This window comes from Streptomyces sp. Ru73, from assembly GCF_002920575.1.
Classification (GTDB): Bacteria; Actinomycetota; Actinomycetes; order Streptomycetales; family Streptomycetaceae; genus Streptomyces.
Window position 1 is genome coordinate 37,029 of the sequence record NZ_PQSQ01000037.1, and the last position, 22,274, is coordinate 59,302.

A 22,274-nucleotide genomic window follows, 5' to 3' on the forward strand; every position below is an offset into this window, starting at 1 on the left:
GCGGCACGGCCCCCGTACGACTGCGGGCTCCGTGCCGTTACGGGCTGCGCACCGCCGCCGCGTCCAGGGCGATCGCGCCGCCCGGGTGGGTCAGGAGGGGGTTGATTTCCAGGTCGGTGAGTTCGGGGTGTTCGGCGGCGCAGTGGGAGAGGGCGCAGAGGGCGGTGGCGGCTGCGGTGAGGTCGACGGCGGGTGCGCCGCGCCAGCCGGTCAGGAGGGGGGCGTGGCGGAGGGAGAGGAGCAGGGCGCGGGCGTGGTCCGGGGTGAGGGGGGCGAGGGCGAGGGCGGTGTCGGCGAGGAGTTCGGCGCGTACGCCGCCGATGCCGGTCATCAGGACGGGGCCGAAGGCGGGGTCGCGGCGTACGCCGGCGATCAGTTCGACCGCGTACGGGGGCGTGGCCATGGCCTCGACGGCGTACCGGGCCGCGCCGGTCGCCGCGGTCATCCGGGCGAACGCGGTCCGCAGCGCCGCCTCGTCGGCGAGGCCGAGTGCGACCCCGCCGGCCTCCGTCTTGTGAGCCAGTCCCATGGCCTTGAGGGCGAGCGGGAAGCCGACGCGGTGGGCTGCGGCTGCCGCCTCATCGGCGGTGCGGACGAACTCCGCTGCGGGGAAGCCGATGCCGTAGGAGGAGAGCAGGTCACGGGTGGTTTCGTAGCCGCCGTCGGGGACGCGGTGGGCGGCGGACCGGGGCAGGGGCGGGGGCGGGCGGAGTACCGCCGTGTGCAGGCGTGCGGCATGGGCAAGTGCGCCCGCGGCCTGTTCGATGCGTTCGTAGACCGGGACGCCGTGCTGCCGCAGGACGGTGAGGGCCGGGGTGTCGCGGGCCATGGTGTGGACGAGCAGGGCGCGGCCGGACGCCGTGGCGGCCACGGCCAGTTCCCTGGCCATCTCCGTCTCGTGGGCCGCCTGGGCCGGGTTGTCGGTGGCGTAGTCGCCGAAGTAGCCGGTGAGGACGACGGCGTCGGCTTCGCCGCAGGTCAGGAGCGTACGGGTGAGGCGTGCGTAGGTGGTGAGGTCGGCTTCGCCCGCGCCGGCCAGGTCCACGGGGTTGCCGCAGCCTGCGCCGGGCGGGAGGAGCGCGGCGACGGCCGCTGTGGTGGTCGCGGAGAGCGCCGGTACGTCGAGGCCGCGGGCCGCGAAGGCGTCGGCGGCGAGGGCGCCCTGGCCGCCGCTGTCGGCGAGGACGGCGACGCGGGGGCGGCCGCCCTTCAGGGGCGCGGAGAACTGCGCGACCGGCCGCGACGGCGGGGAAGCCGCCGGCGGTGAATCAGGGGCTGCCCCTGCGGCGCGACCGCGCGCGGCCAGCAGGCACAGCGCCGTGTCGACCACCTCCCCCGCCGTGTCCAGCAGCAGCGCGCCCGCGTCGCGGCAGACCGCCTCGACCGTGGCGCGTGCGCTGACCAGGGCGCCCGTATGGGAGGCCGCGGCGCGGCCCGACGCGGCGCTGCGGCCGACGGTCAGCAGCAGCACCGGCTTGCCCGCCGCGTGGGCAGCGGCGAGCGCGCGGGCCAGCCGGCGGCCGTCGCGGAAGTCCTCCACGTATGCGGCGATGGCGCGCGTCGGCTCGTGGCGCACCAGCGCCTCCAGCGCGTCCGTGGCGTCGATGTCGCGCTGGTTGCCGAGGGAGACGAAGCGGGAGAAGCCCTGGCCCGCGCGGGCCAGCAGGCGGCCGATCTCCAGCGCGAGATTGCCGCTCTGGGAGATCAGGCCGACCTCTCCGGCCGGGAAGTCACCCCAGCTCAGACGGAGGGCGCTGGTGGTGTCGACGACGCCCATGCAGTTCGGGCCGAGGAGGCGGGCGCCGTGTGCCCGGATCAGGGACGCCAGCGAGCGTTCCGCTTCGGCGTCCGTGCCGCCGGAGGTGATCACGGTGAAGCAGCGCGCGCCGGCCGCCAGGCCCTCGGTGACGACGGCCCGCACGTGGGGTGGCGGCACGGCCACGACCACGTGCTCCGGCGGGTCCGGCAGCGCGCCGAGGTCCGGGAGGAAGGGCACGCCGTCCAGCGCACCGCCGCGCCGGTTCACCAGGTGCACCGTGCGGCGCTCGCGTCCGGCGAGCGCCCCGGACGCGAGCCAGTACCCCCACTTCTCGGGGCTGGCCGAGGCGCCGACCACGGCCACGGACCGGGGGTCGAAGAGCGAGTTCAAGTCCTGTTCAGGCGTCACCGGTACCACCCGAACCGCTCCGCGATCACCGGCAGCCGGTCGGCGACGAGGGCGTGGGCGGCGGCGCGCGGCGTGCAGCCGGAGGCTTCGGCGCGCGCCAGCATCCGGTCGACCAGGGCGCGCATCGACCGCCGGGTGTAGGCGAACGCCTCGTCCGCGTCGGCACCGATGTCCCCGAAGAGCGTCCACCACCACCAGGCGTTCGTACCGGAGTTGACCACCACGTCGGGCAGGACCGTCACCCCGCGGGCGGTGAGCAGCTCCTCGGCCTCCTCCCGTACCGGCATGTTCGCCGCCTCGACCACCCAACGCGCGGTGATGTCCGCCTGGTTCCCGGCGTCGATGGCGTACGAGACCGCGGCCGGTATCAGGATCTCCGCGTCCGCCGACAGCCAGGCGGGGCCGGGCAGTTCGCGGTCTCCGGGGCGCAGCGCGGCGCGGTCAACGGTGCCGTGCGCGTCGCGCGCCGCGAGCAGCGCCTCGACGTCCAGCCCGTCCGGGTTGGCGAGCGTGCCCTTGATGTCGGCGACGGCCACGACGCGCAGCCCGGCGCGGGCGAGGAAGCGGGCGGTCGCGCCGCCCATGGTGCCCAGGCCCTGGAGGGCCACCCGGGTGCCCGCGTACGGAACGCCGGCGCGGTCCAGCGCGGCGAGCGCGGCCTCCGCGACGCCGCAGCCGCCCACCAGTTCGTCCAGCCCGATCCCGTCCACGTCGAGGGCGAAGGCGTCGGCGAGCCGCTGCCGGGCGGCCGTCTCGTCGTCGAGGAGCGGATAGACGGCCTGGATGGAGGAGACCAGGCCGGCCTCGGCCGCTGCCTTGTCGACCAGGTCCTGGGTGAGGCCGAGGTCCTCGCCGGTGGTCCAGAAGTGCTCGATGTACGGGCGCATGGCGCGCAGATAGCGCACGAGGACGCCGTACGCCTCCGGCGCGCGCGGGTCGCAGTCGATGCCGCCCTTCGCACCGCCCAGCGGCACGTACCGGCCCTCCGGGTTGTAGTGCAGCGCTTCCTTCATGGTCATGCCGCGGGCGAGCCCGGTGACCTCTTCGAGGGTGCAGCCGGCCCGCATCCGCAGCCCGCCGCTGGCCACGCCGCGCACGAGCCGGTCGATGACCAGGAAGCCCTGGTGACCGGTCTCGTGATCGGTCCAGGTGAGGGACGTCAGGGGGGCGGGGGCAGGGGCAGCGTGCGGGCTCATCGGGCGGGCTCCTCGGGGACGGTGATGACGGTGGGGCCGGGCGTGCGCAGCGCCTTGTGGAGCGCGTCGGCGAGTTCCGCCGGGGTGCCGGCGCGTGCGCCGTGGCCGCCGTACGCGCGGGCCAGCGCGGCGAGGTCGACGGGCGGCACGCCGGGCGGTGGCAGGTCGACGGCGGTCGGTGTGTCGCCGCGTGCCGTCATCTCGTCGCGGATCTCGCCGTATCCGCCGTTGTCGAACACGACGACGGGCAGCGGCAGCCGCAGCTGTACGGCGGTGGCCAGCTCCTGCACGGAGAACTGCAGCCCGCCGTCGCCGCTCAGCGCGACCACCTGGCGTTCCGGGGCCGCCGTCTTGGCCCCGATGGCGGCGGGCAGCGCGTATCCGAGGGTGCCGAAGCCGGTGGGGTGCAGGTAGCGGCCCTCGGGGCCGAGGGGGAGGTGCGGGAGCGCGCCGTAGTAGCAGCACTGGGCGCTGTCGGAGGTGAGCACGGCGTCGGCCGCCAGCTCCGCGCGGAGTGCCCGCAGGTACGGGAGCCAGCGGGCGTCCCGGTCGGCCGTCTCGGCGTCCCGCCCGGCACGCAGCGCCGCGACCGTGCCCGCGGCCGCCGCCGTGCCCCGCACGGCCGCACCCGTGTCCCGCGCGGCCGCCGCCGTCTCCCCGAGCAGCGCCCGAACGGTCTCCCGGGCCGACCCGACCAGCGCGATGTCGGCCGGCCGGCCCGCGTACGTCTGGGCCGGGTCGATGTCGGCGCGGATCAACGGGCCCGCGACGGCGAGCGGTTCGGTGGTCCAGGTGTCCGACTCGGCGAGTTCCGTGCCGACGGCCAGCAGCGCGTCGCACTCGTGCGCCAGCCAGTCGCGGACCGCCGGGCTGTGCAGGGAGACGCCGAGCGCGAGGGGGTGCGTCTCGGCGACGGTGCCCTTGCCGTTGGCGGTGGTGAGCACGACGGCACCCAACTGCTCGGCCAGCTCCCGGCATTCGGGCGCTGCGGCGCGTGCGCCGCCGCCGAGCACGAGGGCCGGGCGGCGGGCGTCCCGGAGCGCGGCGGCCGCTGCCGCGAGCGCTCCGGCGTCCGGTGCGGCCCATGGCGCGGGCGGCGCGAGGGGCACGGGCCCGGCCTCCGCCGCCTCGGTGAGCAGGTCGAGCGGCACCTCGATGTGCGCCGGACGCGGCCGCCCCGTACGGAAGAGGGTGAAGGCACGTGCGACCGCGGCGCCGATCTCCTCGACCGTCGACACCCGGTGGCTGAACGCCGCCACCGCGCGCAGCGCGTCCGTCTGGCTGCGCATCTCGTGCAGCAGGCCGGTCGGCTGGCGCGGGTGGCGCAGCGGCATGCCGGGCGAGACGACGAGCAGCGGGACGCTGTCGGAGTACGCCTGGCCGACCGCCGCCGCGATGTTGAGGAGCGCGGGGCCCGTGGTGGTGAGCGCGACGCCGGGGCGGCCGGTGACGCGCGCGTACGCGTCGGCCGCGTAGCCCGCGCCCTGCTCGTGCCGCGGGTTGAGGTGCGCGATGCCGTACGCGGCCAGGTGCCGGTAGATCTCCAGGTTGTGCGTGCCGGGGATGCCGAACGCCTGCGTCACCCCGTGTGCCGCCAGCGCCCGGACGAGGGCTTGGCCGCCCGTCAGGTCCGCCATCACATGCCCCGCGCGATGACGAGGCGCATGATGTCCGAGGTGCCTTCCTCGATCTCCTCCAGCTTGGCGTCGCGCATCCACTGCTCGACCGGGTACTCGCGCGAGTAGCCCCAGCCGCCGAGCGTCTGGACCGCGGCCCACGTGCAGTACGCGGCGGTCTCCGAGGCGGTGAGCTTGGCCATCGCGGCCTCGGAGGTCGCGTCCAGCCCGGCGTCCAGCCGCTTGGCGGCGCGCCAGGTCATCAGCCGGGCCTGCTCGACGCGGGTGCGCATGTCCGCGAGGCGGAAGGCGACGGCCTGGTGCTCGATGACCGGCTTGCCGAACTGCTGCCGGGTGGCGGCGTAGTCGCGGGCGTACTCGTAGGCGGCGCGGGCGATGCCGGTGGCGGCTGCGCCGAGGATCGTGCGCGAGATGTCGAACGTCCGCATGAGGCCGTGGAATCCCTGGCCCTCGGCGCCGAGCCGGTTCTCCTCCGGTACGAACGCGTCGTGGAAGAAGATCTCCCGGCAGACGATCGCGCGCTGCCCCATCTTCCGCATGGGAGCGCCGAATGCGACGCCGGGGGTGTCCTTGCGCAGCAGGAAGGCGGTGACGCCGCGGGCGCGCTGGGCCGGGTCGGTCTTGGCGAAGACGACGTACCGGTCGGCCTCGCCGGCGTTGGAGATCCAGGCTTTCTGGCCGTTGAGCAGGTAGCCGCCCGCGGTGCGGGACGCTGTGGTGGTGATCGACGCGGCGTCCGAGCCGGCGCCGGGCTCGGTGGTGGCGAGCGCGGTCATGGGCGTGTCGGGGCCGGTGAGCGGGGTGAGCCAGATGCGCTTCTGCTCCTCGGTGCCTAGCTCCAGCACGGGGTCGGCGAAGAAGCCGTTGGAGCAGAGGAGGTTGCCGATGCCGAGGTCACCGGCGCACAGCTCCTCCTGTACGAGCGCCTGGGTGAAGACGTCGGTGAAGCCGCCGCCCCCGTACTCGGCGGGGAGCATGAAGCCGGTGATGCCCACCTCGGCGGCCTTGCGCCACAGGTCCCAGGGGGTGCGGGTGTCGGCCTCGTCCACCTCGCGGGCCCGGGGCCGGATCTCGTCGCGGGCGAAGGCGCGGGTGAGGCCGACGATGTCCCGTTGTTCGGGGCTCAGCGGGACCAGCTCGGTGGGCAGCTCTGACATGGGCTCTCCCTCTCCGGATGCGCCGGCCGCGCCGGACGCGGGAACGACGGCACCTTACTGAATCGTGAGTCAGTATTCGGAGCCTGGAACGGGCCTGTCAATGAGCCCGCCGACCGAATCACCGGTCAGCGGGCGAGGGGTGGAAGGGGAAGCGGTCCGGCTCAGCCGCGCGGGCCGAGGCGCTGCTCCAGTGCCTGGTCCGCTCGGCGGACCGCGTCGGCGGTGGCGCGGCGGGCCGCGGCCGCGTCCGGCAGGCCGAGCGCGGCGGCGATCCCGTCCCAGTCGTGCCCGGAGGCCAGCAGGGCGCGTACGGCGGCGCCGAGCGCGGCATCGGCGGCGGTCCGTACGCGGCCGATCTCGGCGAGGGTGGCCGACAGGTCGGGAGCGGTGCGCGCGGCGGCGCCGTGCTGCTGGACGAGGGCCAGCGACTGGTCGGTGGTGACCCACCAGTCGCCGGCCGTGGCGGCGGGGAGTTCCGGTGTCAGGGCCATGGGAACAGCCTAGCGACGCCGGACCGCGCGACGGGCCTCTTGGTCCGCTGAGCGGACCTGTCGGCCGCCGGGGCACCGGACCGCGACGGCCGCCCGGCCCTCAGAAGGTCCCGGCCGTCCTCATGTTCGTGAGGGTGCGCGCGAGCGTGCCGCCGAGTCCTGCCGCGGTCTCGCGGGCCTGCGGGGTGTCCACGTAGATGGCGTTCATGTGCAGCCCGGCCTCGTTCCGGTGGAACCAGAAGCAGATGCCGTTGCTGCGGGACACCCAGAGGTGCTTCTGCGCGTTCCGTGCCACGTGGTGCTCGGCGCCGGGCGACTTCCGGAAGTCCAGGTACGAGAAGAAGTTGACCGCGTAGGGCCAGTAGCGCAGCGCGGTGTAGTCCCCCGGCGCGAGCAGGTGCCACGCCTTCACGAAGGGCACGTCGGCGTGGCGCTGCATCTCCGCGAAGGCGCCCCGCACCCCCGCCATCACGTCCGCGAACCCCTGGTCCTCGGAGACCGGGAATTCGATGGGCATCGTGTTGATGAACCAGCCCATGGTGTGCGCGAGCGGGCCGCGGCCGCGCTCGTTGACCGGCATGAGGCCCCGGTAGACGTCCGGCCCGCCCTCCTTGCGGAGGGACACCCCGACGGCGGCCAGTACGCCCATGAAGAGGCGGCCGCCGGCGGCCTCGCAGCGGGCGGCCAGTTCGTCGGTCTCGCCTGCCTGCAGAAGCGTTTCCGTGACGTTGACCGTGGGGTACAGCCGGCCCGGCTCGACGCCCAGGTCCAGCGGGAACGGCGGGAAGAAGCAGTCGCCGCGCGCGATGAACTCCTTCCAGTGGTCCAGCCGGCGGTCCTCGGCGTCCAGCGACTCGTTGATCCGGCGCTGCTCGCGGCTGAAGTCGAGGTAGCTGCCCGCCTCGGGGAGGTCCGGCTCCTCGCCGCGTGCGTACGCCGCGTAGGCGGTGGCGATGTCGTTCACCGCGATCGGCGTCGAGAGGCCGTCGGTGACCAGGTGGTCGCAGGCGAAGAACACCGTGGTGGACTCGTCCCTGACCACGGCGCCCATGATGATCAGCGGCCAGGAGAGCGTGTCGACCCGCCGGAAGAACCGGTGCAGGTAGTCCCGGACCTCGTCGGCGGAACCGGCCGGCCCGGCGTCGACGCACTTCAGCTCGATGTCCTCCGGGGCCAGGGCGTCGCAGGACAGGTCGCCGGAGAGCTGCTGGAACGTGCAGCGCAGCACTTCGTGGCGGCGGACGAAGTACAGCAGTGCCGCCTCCAGCGCCGCCCGGTCGACCGGCCCGGAGATCTCGAACGTCCCGGCGACGTAGGCGGAGACGGCGTCGTCGTCATCGCGCGTCTCGTGGGCCACCGCGAAGTGTTTCGCCTGGTTGTACGTGGTGGCGTCGCGCGGCTGCGAGGGGTCGGCGGCGGCACGCATGCGCGCGGTCTCCACCGACCACTCGAAGACGTGTCCCGGGGCGATCTCCACGTCCTCGATGGGTACCTGAAGCACTATGGCTCTTTCCGTCGCCTGTCAGTTGCCATGTCGCTCGCGCGGCCGGGACGGCGAGGCCCCGGACCCGCTCTTTCACCCAACGAGCCGGACTGCCGACAGAAACGGGGGTCATGACAAGCGGCCGCGCCGGCTCAGCCCCCGACCCGCTCCACCTTGTCGATGAGCAGGGCATAGGCGAGCAGCCCCGCCAGGACGACGAGGGCGATGTAGCCGAGCGCCCAGGCGAAGGACCCGGTGCGGTCCACGATGACGCCGATGACCAGCGGGGTCAGCACGCCGCCGGCGTTCGCGGCGAAGCTGAAGACGCCACCGCCGGTACCGGTGAGCCGGCGCGGCACGACGTCGGAGAAGAGCGCCCAGCTGTTCTGCATCAGGCCCTGTGCGAAGAACGCGATGGACATGAAAGTGATCACCAGTGGAACGGAGTTGGTGAAGTTCGCACAGACGATGATCGAGGCGAGTACGAAACCGATCATCACCGGCGCCTTGCGGGCGAACGTGCGGGAGAGCCGGCCGGAGTTCAGCATCCGGTCCGACCACGCGCCGCCGGCCAGCGTGCCCACCAGCGCGGCGAGGTACGGCGCCGAGGCCCAGAAGCCGGCCTTGATGATGCCCAGGTGCTTCTCCTCGACCAGGTAGCTGGGGAACCAGGTGAGGAAGAAGAACAGCACCGAGGTGCTGGCGAACTGGCCGATGTACATGCCCCACAGCCGCCGGTTGCTCAGCAGGACGCGCAGGTCGGACCAGACGCTGGAGTCCAGTACGGCCGCCTGTTCCTTGGCCGCCGCGATCTCCTCGGCGGACTCCAGTTCGTCCGCCTGCCGGATGTGCGCCAGCTCCACCGCGCTCACCTTCGGGCTGTGCTCGGGCCGGTCGTACACCTTGGCGAACCACACCACCGAGAAGAGCAGGCCGACGACGCCGGTGAGGAGGAAGACCGAGCGCCAGCCGAAGTGCACCGTCAGCAGCGACAGGACGGGCGCGGCGACGGCCAGCCCGATGTACTCGCCCGCGGTGTACGTGGCGGTGGCGCGGCCGCGCTCCCGGCCCGGGAACCAGTTCACGACCAGGCGGTTGTTGGACGGGAAGGCGGGCGCCTCGAAGGCGCCGAGCGCCACGCGGATGCCGACCAGCGGCACGAAGCTGCGTGCCGCCGCGACCACGATCGTCGCCAGCGACCAGCCGACCAGCGCGTACCCGAAGGCGAGCTTGGCGCCGATCCGGTCGATGAGCCGCCCGGCCGGCACCTGGAGGAGCAGGTACGCCCAGCCGAAGGAGGAGAGCAGCAGGCCCTGCTGGGTGCCGGAGAGGTGCAGCTCCTCCTTGATGTGCGGCAGGGCGACCGAGAGGTTCGTACGGTCCAGGTAGTTGATCGCCGTGATGACGAAGAGGCAGGCCAGCAGCCCGTAGCGGGCGCGGCTGAGCGCGGGGCGCGCGGCGTCGGGGACGGCGGGCGGGGGCGAGGCGGGGCGCAGGGTCGCACTCATGCGGGGACTCCTTCGTCTGGTCCGCTGCACGGATCGGGGTCCGCGGTACGGATCTGGTCCGCTGTACGGACCACTCGGTCCGAGCTGCGGCGACGATAGAACGTGTGCTGACTATCTACAAGAGGTTGCCGGCGAGTAACCGCAGGATTGCCCGCCCCTGGTCCGCGCAGCGGACCTCGACCCATACTGGTCGCCATGAGCGAGAGCGAGCGCGGCGGCATGCGGACGGTCCAGCGGGCCATCGACCTCCTGGGACTCTTCGGCGAGGAGCGGCCGGCGCTGACCCTGCGCGAGATCGTCGAGGGCAGCGGCCTGCCCAAGACCACCGCGCTCCGCCTGCTCCAGACGCTCCGCATGAACGGCCTGCTCTGGCTGGACGAGCACGGCCGCTACACCGCGGGCCCGACCTTCCTGCGCTGGGTCCGGCTGGCGGACCAGGGCTGGCGCCTCCCGGCCACCGCCCGGCGCGCGCTGCGCGAGCTGGCCGCCGAGCACCGGGAGACGGTGCACCTGTACGTACGGCGCGACGTGCACCGGATCTGCATCGCGCAGGAGGAGGGGCCGCAGGCGCTGCGGCACGTCGTACGCGTCGGCGACGAGCTGCCGCTGTGGGCCGGCGGACCGTCCAACGTACTGCTGATCGGCGCGGACGCGGCGCTGGTCGAGCGGATCGCGCGCCGCTCCCCGCACGGCGCCGGGCACGCCCGCACCCTGACCGAGTGGGCTGCGGAGGCGGCGCGCGCGGGGTACGCGGTCAGCCACGGCGAGCACGAGGAGGGGCTGTCGTCGGTGGCCGTGCCGGTGCGCTCGCGCGGCGGCGAGGTGGTCGCCACGCTGTCCTTCGGGGGCCCGTCCGCGCGCTTCACCGCCGAGCGGGTGCCGCGCTTCGTCGCCTCGCTGACGGCGGCGGCCCGCACGGTGGCCGGCGGGCTGCCGCTCACGGGCTGAGCCACAGGCCGGGAGCCGTCGTACGGCGGCCCCGGCCTGCGGAGCCGCTATCCCACAGCTCCTCCGCCGCGAGCGCTAGCCGCGCAGCTCCTCCGCCGCGTCCGCGACCCGGGCGATCAGGCGGAGCAGCGTCTCCTGTTCGCCCTCGTCCAGCGGCGCGAGGAAGACCCGGTTCATGCGGGCCGTGCGCGTGACGAGCTTGCGGTGGTGCCGGGCGCCCTCCGCGGAGAGCTTCAGGACGTTGCGGCGGCCGTCGCGCGGGTCCCGGACCCGCTCCACGAGGCCGCGGCGGACCAGCCGGGCGACCACGTCGGCGATGGTCGAGCGGTCCAGGTGCACATGCTCGCTCAGCGTGCGCTGGTCGATGTCCGGCTTCTCCACCAGCGCGTTGAGCACGGCGAACTGCGGGGAGGTGGTCTCCTCGGACACCATCGCGCCCCACAGCAGCGAGTGCGCCTGCTGCAGGCGCCGGGCCAGGTGCCCGGGATGGGTGCTGAGATCGACCGCGGCCATGTGGCCTCCCATTGACGAATGAGGAACTGGGTGGAAGTCTACGGCCCATCGACGAATTAATCAGTGCACTGAGCATTTCTTCGGCAGTGCGCGGCTCACCGTCGTACGTTCTTTGGACCTACACACGCGGAGTGACGATGGCCGAGATTCGCAGCCTCCACGACGCCGTGGCGGACCTCATCCACGACGGGGACACCGTCGCCATGGAGGGCTTCACCCACCTGATCCCGTTCGCAGCGGCGCACGAGATCATCCGCCAGGGCATCACCGACCTGACCCTCGCCCGGATGACGCCGGACGTCATCTACGACCAGCTGATCGGCGCGGGACTGGTGAAGAAGCTGATCTTCTCGTGGGGCGGCAATCCCGGCGTCGGCTCGCTGCACCGCTTCCGCGACGCCGTCGAGAACGGCTGGCCGCGCCCGCTGGAGCTGGACGAGCACAGCCACGCCGGCATGGCCAACCGCTACGTCGCGGGTGCCTCCAAGCTCCCGTTCGCCGTCCTGCGCGGCTACCGCGGCAGCGACATTCCCAGCCGTACGGACACCGTCTCGACCGTGACCTGCCCGTTCACCGGCGAGAAGCTGGCGGCCGTCGCGGCGCTCAACCCCGACGTCACCGTCATCCACGCCCAGCAGGCCGACCGCGCCGGCAACGTGCAGCTGTGGGGCCTGACCGGCGTGCAGAAGGAGGCCGCGCTGGCGGCGAACCGGGTGCTGGTCACGGTCGAGGAGGTCGTGGACGAGCTGGAGCCGCGCCCCGGCGGCGTCGTCCTGCCCACCTGGGTGCTGGACGCGGTCGCCCACGTGCCCGGCGGCGCCCACCCCTCGTACGCCACCGGCTACTCCGTCCGTGACAACGCCTTCTACCAGGCGTGGGACCCCATCGCACGGGACCGCGACGCCTTCACGCAGTGGATCGAGACGCACGTACGCGGGGCCGGGTCCGCCGCCCGTACGGCCGAAGGAGCGAACGCCTGATGTCCGAAGCCCCCTCTCCCGAGGCGGAGTTCAGCCGCGACGAGCTGATGGAGGTCAACGCGGCCCGCGCGCTGGCCGGCGCGAAGACCTGCTTCGTCGGCATCGGCCTGCCCAGCACGGCGGCCAACCTCGCCCGCGCCACCGTCAACCCGGACCTGGTCCTCATCTACGAGTCCGGCACGATCGGTTCCAAGCCGACGGCGCTGCCGCTGTCCATCGGCGACGGCGAACTGGCCGACACCGCCGACGCGGTGGTGCCGGTCCCCGAGATGTTCAACTACTGGCTGCAGGGCGGCCGGATCGACGTCGGCTTCCTCGGCGCGGCCCAGGTCGACCGGTACGCCAACATCAACACCACGGTCGTCAGCCGGGGCGGGGGCAAGCCCGAGGGCCGCCTCCCCGGTGCGGGCGGCGCGCCCGAGATCGCGTCCAACTGCGGCCGGGTGCTGATGGTGCTGCGCCACTCGACGCGCAACTTCGTCCGCGCGCTGGACTTCGTCACCACGCTCGGCCACGGCTCCGGGCCCGAGGACCGCGCCGCGCTGGGCATGCCGGGCGCCGGGCCGACCGCCGTCATCACCGACCTCGGCGTGCTGCGGCCCGACCCGCTGACCGCCGAACTGGTCCTCTCGGAGCTGCACCCCGGCGTCACCGTCGAGCAGGTGCGGGAAGCCACCGGCTGGGAGCTGCGGGTCGCGGACGAGGTCGGCACCACCGCGCCGCCCACCGCCGGGGAGCTGGCCGCGCTGCGCGCACTCAAGGCAGCAGGGAAGAGGTAGGAGACCACCATGGCACTCACACAGGCCGACATCGACCGCGAGGTCAGCGAGCTGCAGGACGCGTACGACAAGGCGCTGGCCGGCGGCGCGCCCGCCGCGCACCACCCGCCGCGCGACTACGCCCCCTACCGCTCCAGCACGCTGCGCCACCCCAAGCAGCCGCTGGTCGCCGTGCACGGCGACCCCGAGACCGTCGAGCTGTCCGGTCCCGCCTTCGGGCACACCGACGTCACCGCGCTCGACAACGACCTCACCAAGCAGCACCACGGCGAGCCCCTCGGCGAGCGGATCACCGTCTCCGGGCGCGTCCTGGACGGCCGGGGCCGCCCCGTGCGCGGCCAGCTGGTCGAGATCTGGCAGGCCAACGCCTCCGGCCGGTACGCCCACCAGCGCGACGACCACCCCGCGCCGCTGGACCCCAACTTCACCGGCGTGGGCCGCGTGCTGACCGGGGACGACGGCAGCTACACCTTCACCACCATCAAGCCCGGCGCCTACCCCTGGCGGAACCACACCAACGCCTGGCGCCCGGCCCACATCCACTTCTCGCTGTTCGGCGACGCGTTCACCCAGCGCCTGGTGACGCAGATGTACTTCCCGAACGACCCGCTCTTCCCGTACGACCCGATCCTGCGCTCGGTGACCGACGAGCCGGCCCGGCAGCGGCTGATCGCCACCTACGACCACGACCTGTCCCAGCCGGAGTTCTCGCTGGGCTACCGCTGGGACATCGTCCTGGACGGCCCGTCCGCCACCTGGATCGAGGAAGGCCGCTGATGACCGAGCAGACCACCGCGCTGGCCCCCACGCCCTCGCACACCGTGGGCCCGTTCTACGGGTACGCGCTGCCCTTCCCCGACGGCGGCGAGATCGCCCCCGTGGGCCACCCGGACACCATCACCCTGCACGGATACGTGTACGACGGCGCCGGTGAGCCGATCCCGGACGCGCTGCTGGAGTTCTGGCAGGCGGACCCGTCCGGCTCGCTCGCCGGGAAGCCGGGCTCGCTCCGCCGCGACCCGGTCACCGGCGGCTTCTACGGCCGCAACGGCGTGGACTTCACCGGCTTCGGGCGGGTGCCGACCGACGCCGACGGGCATTACGCGGTCCGCACGCTGCCGCCCGGCGGCGCGCCGTACATTTCCGTCTGCGTCTTCGCGCGCGGCCTGCTGCACCACCTCTTCACCCGCGCCTATCTCGCCGAACCCGCCGGCGACACGCTGCTGTCGGGTCTGGAGCCCGCGCGGCGGGAGACTCTTCTCGCCAGGGCCGAGGCGGACAAGCACCGCACGTACCGCTTCGACATCCACCTCCAGGGCGACAAGGAGACGGTCTTCCTTGCCTTCGACTGACCCCGCCGCACCCACGGCCGCGCCGGAGGACGTGGGGCTGCTCGCCCCCGTCCGGGCCGGCACGGCCGCCGAGGCCGCGACCGGGGACACCGCCTTCCTCCAGGCCATGCTGGACGCGGAGGCCGCGCTCACCCGGGCGCAGGCCGCGCTCGGCGAGGCCCCGGCGGACGCGGCCGACGCCGTGACGGCAGCGGCCGACGCGGGCCGGTTCGACGTCCGTGACCTGGCGCTGCGCGCCCGCTCCGGCGGCAACCCGGTGATCCCGCTGGTCGCCGACCTCACCGCCGCGGTGAAGGAGAGCGCGCTGGACGCCGCCGGGTACGTCCACCGCGGCGCCACCAGCCAGGACATCTGGGACACCGCCACGATGCTGGTCGCGCGGCGGACGGTGGCGCTGGTGCTGGACGGTCTCGCCCGTACGGCGGAGGCGCTGTACGGGCTGGCGGACGCGCACCGGGAGACGGTGATGCCGGGGCGCACCCTCACCCAGCACGCCGTGCCCACCACCTTCGGGCTGAAGGCGGCGGGCTGGCGGGCGCTGGTCCTGGACGCGTACGAGCGGCTGGCGGCGGTCCGGCTGCCGGTCCAGCTGGGCGGCGCGGCCGGCACGCTGGCCGCGTTCGGCGCGCTGTCGGAGACGTTCGCGCCCGAGGACGGGGAGCGGCTGATCGCCGCGTACGCGGCCGAGACCGGGCTCGCCGAGCCGGTGCTGCCTTGGCACACGCTGCGCACGCCCGTCGCGGACCTGGCGTCGGCCCTGGCGTTCACCACCGGCGCGCTCGGCAAGATCGCAGCCGACGTGCTGGTGCTCTCCCGCACCGAGTGCGGCGAGGTCGCCGAGGGCAGCGGCGGGGGCTCCTCCGCCATGCCGCACAAGGCCAACCCGGTACGCGCGACGCTGCTCGCCGCCGCTGCCCGGCAGGCACCGCACCTGGCCGCGACCGTACTGGCCTCGCTGGCCGCCGAGGACGAGCGCCCGGCCGGCGCCTGGCACGCCGAGTGGCAGCCGCTGCGCGACCTGCTGCGGCTGGCCGGCGGCGCCGCCGAGCAGGCCGCCGGGCTGGCCGGGGGGCTGCGCGTCTTTCCGGACCGGATGCGCGCGAACCTCCTGCGTACCAAGGGCCTGATGGCCGCCGAGCGGCTGTCGGCCGCGCTGGCGCCGGTGCTGGGCCGGCAGGCGGCCAAGGAGGCGCTGACCCGTGCCTCCCGCGCCGCCGTCGAGGAGGACCGCACGCTGGCCGAGGTGCTGCGCGCCGACCCGGAGGTGTCCGCCGCCCTGCCCCCGGACGCACTGGCGGAACTCGCCGACCCGGCCGCGTACACCGGCTCCGCCGCCGTCCTCACCGACCGGGCGCTGCGCCGCCCGGGCCCGGCCGCGTAACGGCGCCCACGGGCCCGGACGCCGCCGCCGTCCGGGCCTGACCGGCGCACCGCCGGGCACCCGCTCCCCGCCCGTACCCGCAACTCCCCCGAGGAGGCCCCCACATGACCGAGCTCCCCCACCACCGGCTCGACGGACCGCAGGATGCCCCGCCGCTGATCCTCGGCCCGTCCCTCGGCACTTCGCTCGACGTCTGGGAGCCGCAGCTGGCGGCCCTGACCCGGACGCACCGCGTGCTGCGCTGGGACCTGCCCGGGCACGGCGGTTCCGCGGCCGGGCTGGTGCCCGCCGAGGCGACCATGGCCGACCTGGCCCGCCTCGTGCTCGGGCTGGCCGACGCGCAGGGCTGGGACACGTTCGCGTACGCGGGGATCTCGATCGGCGGCGCGGTCGGCCTGACCCTGGCCGCCGATCACCCCGAGCGGCTGACCCGGCTGGCCGTGGTCTGCTCCTCGGCCCACTTCGGCGGCGCGGACACCTGGCGGGAGCGGGCCGCGCTGGTCCGCGCGGACGGCACGGAGTCGATGGCGGCGAGCCGGCCGGGCACCTGGTTCGCGCCCGAGTGCGCCGCTGCGCCGCGCGGCCAGGCGCTCATCAAGGACCTGCTGGACACCGATCCGGCCGGGTACGCGGCCTGCTGCGAGGCGCTGGCGGCGTACGACGTCCGGGACCGGCTCGCCGGAATCACGGTGCCGACGCTGGTGGTCGCGGGCCGCGAGGACCCGGCGACGCCGCCCGCGCACGCCCGGGAGATCGCCGACGGCATCCCCGGCGCGAGCCTGACCGAGGTCGGCGGCGCGTACCACCTCGCGGGCGTGGACCGGCCCGGCCCGGTGACCGCCGCGCTCGCCGCGCACTTCGCGCCCGAGCCGGACGCCGCTGCCGACGCGGCCGCACAGCCGTCCGACGACGCGGGCCGCCGCGCCGCCGGAATGGCCGTCCGCCGCGCCGTGCTGGGCAATGCGCACGTGGACCGGGCCGAGGCGAAGAAGACCCGGTTCACCGCCCGCTTCCAGGACTTCATCACCCGGTACGCCTGGGGCGAGATCTGGACCGGGGACGCGCTGGACCGCCGGACCCGCAGCTGCATCACGCTCACCGCGCTGATCGCACACGGCCACCACGCCGAACTGGCCATGCACATCAGGGCAGCGGTGCGCAACGGCCTCACGCCCGAGGAGATCGGCGAGGTGCTGCTGCAGAGCGGCATCTACTGCGGAGTCCCGGCCGCCAACGCCGCGTTCGGCATCGCGCAGGACGTGCTGGCCGAACTGGAGTGACCCGTGCGCGGCGGGGTGCGGCGGCCCCGGCCGGAATGATCCCCCGCGCGTTTCACGTTGTTGCCATGCGTGCATCACACCGGTGCGGCAGAGTGGTCGCCGCACCGGGTGATCTTCTGACGAACGCTGGGGGACAGCAGGCATGACGGACATCGGCAGACGGCGGCTGCTGGCGGCCGGCGGCGGTATCGCGCTCACCGGCGCCCTGGCGGCCTGCGGCTCCAACACCGGGCGGGGCGGCGGCGGTTCGGGGCCCGCGCTGAGCCAGTGGTACCACCAGTACGGCGAGGCCGGCACCGAACAGGCGGTGAAACGGTACGCCGATGCCTACGACGAGGCCCGCGTCACCGTCCAGTGGCGGCCGGGCGACTACGACCGGCAGACCGCCGCTGCCCTGCTGACCGGCTCGGGCCCGGACGTCTTCGAGGTCAACGGGCCGACGCTGGACCAGATCCGCGGCGGTCAGGTCGTCGACCTGACCGCCGCCGTCGAGCCCGTCAAGGACGACTTCAACCAGGCCGTCCTCGCGCCGAAGATCTGGCAGGACAAGATCTGGGCCATCCCCCAGGTCATCGACATGCAGCTGCTCTACTACCGCAAGAGCATGCTGAAGGACGCCGGGGTGGCGCCGCCGAAGACGCTGGACGAACTGGTCGACGCGGCACGCGAACTGACCGCCAAGGGCAAGAAGAACAAGGTCAAGGGCCTGTTCCTGGGGAACGACGGCGGCGCGGGCGCGCTCGGCGGCACCCCGCTGCACGCGGCCGGACTGGAGATCGTCACCGACGACGGCAAGGTCGGCTTCGACGACCCGGCAGCGGCCCGCGCCCTCGGGAAGATCCATGAGCTGTACGCCGACAAGTCGCTGCTCCTCGGCGCGCCCACCGACTGGTCCGACCCGGCCGCCTTCACCCAGGGCCTGACCGCGATGCAGTGGTCGGGGCTGTGGGTGCTGCCGCAGGTGAAGAAGGCGCTGGGGGACGACTTCGGGGTGCTGCCGTTCCCCAAGGACGGCTCCGGCGGCAAGGACGCCGTGCCGGTCGGCGCGTACGGCTCCGCGGTCAGCGCGCGCAGCAAGCACAAGAAGGAGGCGGCGGCCTTCGCGAAGTGGCTGTGGATCGACCGCACCGACTACCAGCGGGACTTCGCGCTCTCCTACGGCTTCCACATCCCGGCCCGCGTCCCGCTCGCGAAGAAGGCGAAGGAGCTGCGCTCCGGTCCCGCGGCCGAGGCCGTCGCGTACGCCACCGACCTGGGGTACGCCGAACCGCTGCTGTGGACCACCGCGGCGAAGACCGCCTACCAGGACGCGGTCAGCCGGATCATCAAGGACGGCGCGCACCCGGAGTCGGAGCTGCGCACGGTCGTGCGCAAGACCAACGCGGAGCTGGAACGGGTAAAGAAGAAGTGATCCGCACGCTGCTGGGCCCCCAGAACCGCAACCTGTGGTTCTGGGTGTTCGTCGGCCCGTTCGCGGTGGGGCTGGCCCTCTTCACGTACGTACCGCTGCTGTGGAGCCTCTGGCTCAGCTTCTTCGACGCGCACAACACCGTCACGCCGACGGACTTCGTCGGGCTGGACAACTACGCCACGATGCTCGGCGACGACGCGTTCCTGCGCAGCCTGGGCACCTTCCTGCTGTTCTCGGCGTTCATCGTGCCCGCGACGTACGTGCTGTCGCTGGGACTGGCCCTGATGGTGAACCGGGTGCGGTTCGCGCAGGCGTTCTTCCGGTCGGTCTTCTTCCTGCCGACCGCGTGCAGTTACGTCGTCGCGTCGCTGGTGTGGAAGCTGTCGGTGTTCAACGGGGTGCGGTTCGGGCTGGCCAACACGGTGCTGGGCTGGTTCGGCGCTGACCAGACGGCGTGGCTGTCGACGACCCATCCGCCCTGGTACTGGCTGGTGATCGTCACCGTGCGGCTCTGGCTCCAGGCCGGCTTCTACATGATCCTCTTCCTGGCCGGGCTGCAGCGGATCTCGCCGCGGCTGTACGAGGCGGCCGCGGTGGACGGGGCGAGGCCCGGCTGGCAGACCTTCCGGCACATCACCTTCCCGCAGCTGCGGGCCACGTCCGTGGCGGTGGTGCTGCTCCTCGTCATCAACGCCTTCCAGGCGTTCGACGAGTTCTACAACCTGCTCTCGGACTCGCGCGGCTATCCGCCGTACGCCCGGCCGCCGCTGGTCTACCTGTACTACCTCGCGCTCGGCAGCGAGCAGAACCTCGGGCTCGGCAGCGCGGGCGCGGTGATCCTCGCGCTGATCATCGCGGTGGCGACCATCGTGCAGGCCCGCTGGTTCGGGCTCGGCCGCAAGGAGGACTGAACCGTGGACCAGGCACTCATCCGCGCCGGCCGGGCCCTGCGGCTGGTCCTGCTGATCGTCCTCGCGCTGCTCTTCCTGATCCCGTTCTACCTGCTGGTGCGGAACGGCCTGGCGAGCGAGGCCGACATCACCGCGCCGGACTGGACGTTCTTCCCGCGCGCCCTCCGGTGGGACAACATCGGTGAGCTGTTCGCCGACCCCAACATCCCGATGGCCCGGGCGCTGCTGAACTCCACGGTGATCGCGGTGGCCACGACGCTGGGGACGCTGCTGCTGGCCTCGCTGGCCGGCTACGGCCTGGCCCGCATCCCGTACCGGCACGCGAACGCGGTCTTCTACGCGATCCTCGGCACGCTGATGGTCCCGGCCGCGGTCACCTTCGTGCCCAGCTTCGTGCTGGTCTCCTCGCTCGGCTGGATCTCGACGCTGCGCGGCCTGATCATCCCCACCCTGTTCTCCGCCTTCGCGTGCTTCGTCTTCCGGCAGTACTTCCTCGGCTTCCCCCGGGAGCTGGAGGACGCGGCGCGGGTGGACGGGCTGGGGTACTGGCGGACGTACTGGCGGGTGGTGGTGCCGAACGCGCGGCCGGTGTTCGCCGCGGTCGGCACGATCGTCTTCATCGGCGCGTGGAACGCCTTCCTGTGGCCGCTGGTGATCGGCCAGGACCGGGAGGCGTGGACGGTGCAGGTGGCGCTGTCGACGTTCACCACCGCGCAGAACGTCAACCTGCACGAGCTGTTCCTGGCGGCCGCGGTCTCGATCCTGCCGCTGGTCCTGGTCTTCTTCCTGCTGCAGCGGTACATCGTTGCCGGGGTGGAGCGGACAGGCATCGACGATTGATGTACGGTGCCACCATGATGGCGCGACCGACCTCCCGTGTGCGGGAGCCGCAGACCTGCGGCCCCCACGGTGAGTGCGCGCCCCGCGGCCTGAGCTTCCTGCGCCGCCGCGGCCGGGTGGGTTCTCCCCCGGCCTGTTTCCCGCGTCGCTGAGCCCCGTCGGCTCGCGGCGCTTTCTCCTTCCCCCCTTTCTCACCCCTTTTTCCCTTGTGCGCGCTTCGGCGCGTTTCCCGGTCCCTAGGTCTCTTCCAGGAGGTCCAGATGACGGCCACCGCCGTACCCACCGCCCCTGTCCTGCGCGACCACCGCATCCCCGCCGACGGCCTCTACGAGGGCGTACGCGTCCTGAACCGGCTGCCCGACGGCTGGGAGGAGCGCCCGTACGAGCGCTTCGAGGTCGTCCCGCAGGCCCGCACCATCGGCGCCGAGATCCGCGGTCTCGACCTGTCCCGCCCGCTGGACGACGCGCTCCGCACGGAGCTGAACCGGGCGCTGCTGGAGTGGAAGGTGCTCTTCTTCCGCGGCGCGCACCTGACCTCGGCCCAGCAGGCGGACTTCGCCCGCAACTGGGGCGAGCTGGAGACCAATCCGCTGCTGGCGCGGGGCGACAGCGAGGAGGTCGTGCGGTTCGACAAGAAGGACCCGACGGCGCCGACCTTCGAGAACGTCTGGCACACGGACGTGACCTTCCGCGAGCGGCCCGCGCTCGGTGCCGTACTGCAGCTGCGCGAGGTGCCGCCGTTCGGCGGGGACACGATGTGGGCGGACATGGCCGTCGCGTACGACAACCTGCCGCAGGAGGTGAAGGACCGCATCGACGGGGCGCGTGCGGTGCACGACTTCATCCCCGGCTTCGAGCGCTTCTACCCGGCCGAGCGGCTCGCCCCGCTCCAGGAGCAGTTCCCGCCGGTCGAGCACCCGGTGGTGCGCCGACACCCGGAGACGGGCCGCAAGATGCTCTTCGTGAACACCTCCTTCACCACCCGCATCGTGGGCTGGGAGCGCGAGGACAGCGACCGCATGCTGCGGCTGCTGTTCCAGCAGGCCCATGTGCCGGAGTACCAGGTGCGGTTCCGCTGGCAGGCGGGCGACATCGCGTTCTGGGACAACCGCGCGACGCAGCACTACGCGGTGGCCGACTACGCGCCGCACGGGCGGGTGGCCGAGCGGGTCGCCATCGCGGGTGACCGCCCGGCCTGACGCCCGTGCCGGGGCCCGTCAGGGCGCGCCGTACCGGAGGCCCGTCAGGGCATGCCGGTCCGCGCCTCCTCCGGGGCGCCGCCGCGCAGGAGTGCGGCGCCCAGGGGGGTGAGGGTGTGCAGCACGGCGTTGCCCTGCCGCAGGGTGACCAGCAGCCCGGCCTCCCGCAGTACGGTCGCGTGCTGGCTCGCCGAGGCCAGCGACACCTCGGCGCGCCGGGCCAGTTCGCTGGTGGTGCAGCCGCCGCCGACGCCCCGCAGGATCGCGGAGCGGGTGCGGCCGACGAGCCTGCCGAGCGAACGGCCCGGCGCCGCGGCCGCCGTGGGCCGCGGGGCGTGGTGCTCGACCGGGTAGACCAGCACGGGCGTGAGGTCCGGGTCGAGCAGGGTGACCGGGGTGCGGCGGCAGAAGAACGACGGCACGAGCAGCAGTCCCCGCCCGTCCAGGTACAGGTCGCGGTCGACGGGATAGTCGGCCTCCAGGACGGGCGGCCGCCAGCGCATCATGGGCGGCAGCGAGCCGAGCAGCCGGTCGGCGCCGCCGTCCAGCAGGGCCCGGCCGCGGGCCGCCCGGTCGGCTTCGATGCGGGCCTGCACGTGCGGCCAGTACGGCGCGATGGCCGCGTCGTGGTAGCCGCGCAGGACGCCGGCCAGCCGGTGCAGCGGCCGGGTGTCGCCCTGGGCGAGGTCGCGCACCCACGGCTGCTGCTGGCGGCCGTCGGCGAGCCGGGTGAGGTCACGGTGCAGCCGGGGCGCGGGAGTTGCTTTCAGCGCCGCCAGTGCCTCGTCGATTCCGAGCAGCCCTTCGGGCGGCGTCAAGAAATCTGGAAAATATCCCTTGGCCGGTATCAGCGGAGCGAGGTACCGTGTTTCACCATTCAACCGGGAGCGGGTTTCCGTACGCCATTCGTTGAGCGCCGTACCACCTTGCCGGTCACGCAGCCGGTGAAAACTTAAGACGGTCTCCCAGAGTGCGTCAGGGCGTGCGGCGATCCGCACGCGGGCCAGATCCGGTCCACTGAAATGGACGCGCAGCACCGAA

20 protein-coding genes are annotated in these 22,274 nt (G+C 73.5%); 11 read left to right on the top strand and 9 right to left on the bottom strand.

Annotated features, from left to right (window positions below; translation table 11 throughout):
* Positions 1-37: 37 nt before the first annotated feature.
* The 7 genes from C3486_RS17935 to C3486_RS17965 form a co-directional block, all read right to left on the bottom strand.
* Positions 38-2,167: an acetate--CoA ligase family protein gene (locus tag C3486_RS17935; protein WP_258052843.1), complete on the bottom strand. Its 2,130-nt coding sequence runs from the start codon at positions 2,165-2,167 to the stop codon at positions 38-40.
* Entirely contained in the window at positions 2,164-3,363 is a 1,200-nt protein-coding gene (locus C3486_RS17940) for a glutamate dehydrogenase (protein ID WP_103833722.1), read from the bottom strand. Before C3486_RS17940 ends, C3486_RS17935 begins: the two co-directional genes overlap by 4 nt.
* Positions 3,360-5,000: a thiamine pyrophosphate-dependent enzyme gene (locus C3486_RS17945; RefSeq protein ID WP_103833723.1), complete on the bottom strand. Its 1,641-nt coding sequence runs from the start codon at positions 4,998-5,000 to the stop codon at positions 3,360-3,362. Before C3486_RS17945 ends, C3486_RS17940 begins: the two co-directional genes overlap by 4 nt.
* Positions 5,000-6,157, bottom strand: coding sequence for an acyl-CoA dehydrogenase family protein (locus C3486_RS17950; RefSeq protein WP_103833724.1), 1,158 nt, complete (start codon positions 6,155-6,157; stop codon positions 5,000-5,002). Before C3486_RS17950 ends, C3486_RS17945 begins: the two co-directional genes overlap by 1 nt.
* 161 nt (positions 6,158-6,318) lie before the next feature.
* On the bottom strand, positions 6,319-6,648 hold the full coding sequence (locus C3486_RS37320; RefSeq protein ID WP_103833725.1) for a hypothetical protein: 330 nt from the start codon (positions 6,646-6,648) through the stop codon (positions 6,319-6,321).
* 100 nt (positions 6,649-6,748) lie between these two features.
* The gene (locus tag C3486_RS17960; protein ID WP_103833726.1) at positions 6,749-8,149 is read right to left on the bottom strand and encodes a condensation domain-containing protein; all 1,401 of its coding nucleotides are present in this window, start codon (positions 8,147-8,149) and stop codon (positions 6,749-6,751) included.
* 134 nt (positions 8,150-8,283) lie between these two features.
* Positions 8,284-9,639, bottom strand: coding sequence for an MFS transporter (locus tag C3486_RS17965; protein ID WP_103833727.1), 1,356 nt, complete (start codon positions 9,637-9,639; stop codon positions 8,284-8,286).
* A 195-nt stretch (positions 9,640-9,834) separates the two neighbouring features.
* Here C3486_RS17965 and C3486_RS17970 point away from each other — a divergent pair, with 195 nt between their 5' ends.
* Complete coding sequence (locus C3486_RS17970) at positions 9,835-10,587, top strand: IclR family transcriptional regulator (RefSeq protein WP_103833728.1); 753 nt, start codon at positions 9,835-9,837, stop codon at positions 10,585-10,587.
* A gap of 75 nt (positions 10,588-10,662) precedes the next feature.
* On the opposite strand, the gene C3486_RS17975 is transcribed toward C3486_RS17970, so the two are convergent.
* Positions 10,663-11,100, bottom strand: coding sequence for a MarR family winged helix-turn-helix transcriptional regulator (locus C3486_RS17975; protein ID WP_103833729.1), 438 nt, complete (start codon positions 11,098-11,100; stop codon positions 10,663-10,665).
* 137 nt (positions 11,101-11,237) lie between these two features.
* Between C3486_RS17975 and C3486_RS17980 the strand changes: the two genes are divergently transcribed.
* From C3486_RS17980 to C3486_RS18025, 10 genes are all read left to right on the top strand, one after another.
* Positions 11,238-12,080 carry a CoA transferase subunit A gene (locus C3486_RS17980; RefSeq protein WP_103833730.1) on the top strand — a complete coding sequence of 281 codons (843 nt, stop codon included), beginning with the start codon at positions 11,238-11,240 and terminating at the stop codon, positions 12,078-12,080.
* Positions 12,080-12,859: a CoA-transferase subunit beta gene (locus C3486_RS17985; protein WP_103833731.1), complete on the top strand. Its 780-nt coding sequence runs from the start codon at positions 12,080-12,082 to the stop codon at positions 12,857-12,859. The genes C3486_RS17980 and C3486_RS17985 overlap by 1 nt, the downstream gene beginning before the upstream one ends.
* Before the next feature lie 9 nt (positions 12,860-12,868).
* On the top strand, positions 12,869-13,636 hold the full coding sequence (gene pcaH / locus C3486_RS17990) for a protocatechuate 3,4-dioxygenase subunit beta (RefSeq protein WP_103833732.1): 768 nt from the start codon (positions 12,869-12,871) through the stop codon (positions 13,634-13,636).
* The gene (gene pcaG / locus C3486_RS17995; RefSeq protein WP_103833733.1) at positions 13,636-14,211 is read left to right on the top strand and encodes a protocatechuate 3,4-dioxygenase subunit alpha; all 576 of its coding nucleotides are present in this window, start codon (positions 13,636-13,638) and stop codon (positions 14,209-14,211) included. The genes pcaH and pcaG overlap by 1 nt, the downstream gene beginning before the upstream one ends.
* Positions 14,198-15,592, top strand: coding sequence for a 3-carboxy-cis,cis-muconate cycloisomerase (gene pcaB / locus C3486_RS18000; protein WP_258052844.1), 1,395 nt, complete (start codon positions 14,198-14,200; stop codon positions 15,590-15,592). The genes pcaG and pcaB overlap by 14 nt, the downstream gene beginning before the upstream one ends.
* 104 nt (positions 15,593-15,696) lie before the next feature.
* Positions 15,697-16,872 carry a 4-carboxymuconolactone decarboxylase gene (gene pcaC / locus C3486_RS18005; RefSeq protein ID WP_103833735.1) on the top strand — a complete coding sequence of 392 codons (1,176 nt, stop codon included), beginning with the start codon at positions 15,697-15,699 and terminating at the stop codon, positions 16,870-16,872.
* Between the two features lie 142 nt (positions 16,873-17,014).
* On the top strand, positions 17,015-18,283 hold the full coding sequence (locus C3486_RS18010; RefSeq protein ID WP_103833736.1) for an ABC transporter substrate-binding protein: 1,269 nt from the start codon (positions 17,015-17,017) through the stop codon (positions 18,281-18,283).
* Complete coding sequence (locus tag C3486_RS18015) at positions 18,280-19,194, top strand: carbohydrate ABC transporter permease (protein WP_103833737.1); 915 nt, start codon at positions 18,280-18,282, stop codon at positions 19,192-19,194. Before C3486_RS18010 ends, C3486_RS18015 begins: the two co-directional genes overlap by 4 nt.
* Before the next feature lie 3 nt (positions 19,195-19,197).
* Entirely contained in the window at positions 19,198-20,034 is an 837-nt protein-coding gene (locus C3486_RS18020) for a carbohydrate ABC transporter permease (protein ID WP_103833738.1), read from the top strand.
* A gap of 260 nt (positions 20,035-20,294) precedes the next feature.
* Positions 20,295-21,233, top strand: coding sequence for a TauD/TfdA family dioxygenase (locus C3486_RS18025; RefSeq protein ID WP_103833739.1), 939 nt, complete (start codon positions 20,295-20,297; stop codon positions 21,231-21,233).
* Positions 21,234-21,277: 44 nt separating this feature from the next.
* Here C3486_RS18025 and C3486_RS18030 read toward each other — a convergent pair whose 3' ends face one another.
* Positions 21,278-22,270, bottom strand: a complete 993-nt coding sequence (locus tag C3486_RS18030) for a helix-turn-helix transcriptional regulator (protein WP_103833740.1) — start codon at positions 22,268-22,270, stop codon at positions 21,278-21,280.
* Between the last annotated feature and the right edge of the window lie 4 nt (positions 22,271-22,274).

Coding starts and splice junctions, on each gene's coding strand:
- C3486_RS37320 (WP_103833725.1), bottom strand. CDS start 6,648: ATGGCCCTGACACCGGAACTCCCCGCCGCCACGGCCGGCGACTGGTGG.
- C3486_RS17940 (WP_103833722.1), bottom strand. CDS start 3,363: ATGAGCCCGCACGCTGCCCCTGCCCCCGCCCCCCTGACGTCCCTCACC.
- C3486_RS18010 (WP_103833736.1), top strand. CDS start 17,015: ATGACGGACATCGGCAGACGGCGGCTGCTGGCGGCCGGCGGCGGTATC.
- C3486_RS17950 (WP_103833724.1), bottom strand. CDS start 6,157: ATGTCAGAGCTGCCCACCGAGCTGGTCCCGCTGAGCCCCGAACAACGG.
- C3486_RS17970 (WP_103833728.1), top strand. CDS start 9,835: ATGAGCGAGAGCGAGCGCGGCGGCATGCGGACGGTCCAGCGGGCCATC.
- C3486_RS17945 (WP_103833723.1), bottom strand. CDS start 5,000: ATGGCGGACCTGACGGGCGGCCAAGCCCTCGTCCGGGCGCTGGCGGCA.
- C3486_RS18025 (WP_103833739.1), top strand. CDS start 20,295: ATGACGGCCACCGCCGTACCCACCGCCCCTGTCCTGCGCGACCACCGC.
- C3486_RS17985 (WP_103833731.1), top strand. CDS start 12,080: ATGTCCGAAGCCCCCTCTCCCGAGGCGGAGTTCAGCCGCGACGAGCTG.
- pcaH (WP_103833732.1), top strand. CDS start 12,869: ATGGCACTCACACAGGCCGACATCGACCGCGAGGTCAGCGAGCTGCAG.
- C3486_RS17980 (WP_103833730.1), top strand. CDS start 11,238: ATGGCCGAGATTCGCAGCCTCCACGACGCCGTGGCGGACCTCATCCAC.
- C3486_RS17975 (WP_103833729.1), bottom strand. CDS start 11,100: ATGGCCGCGGTCGATCTCAGCACCCATCCCGGGCACCTGGCCCGGCGC.
- pcaC (WP_103833735.1), top strand. CDS start 15,697: ATGACCGAGCTCCCCCACCACCGGCTCGACGGACCGCAGGATGCCCCG.
- pcaG (WP_103833733.1), top strand. CDS start 13,636: ATGACCGAGCAGACCACCGCGCTGGCCCCCACGCCCTCGCACACCGTG.
- C3486_RS17965 (WP_103833727.1), bottom strand. CDS start 9,639: ATGAGTGCGACCCTGCGCCCCGCCTCGCCCCCGCCCGCCGTCCCCGAC.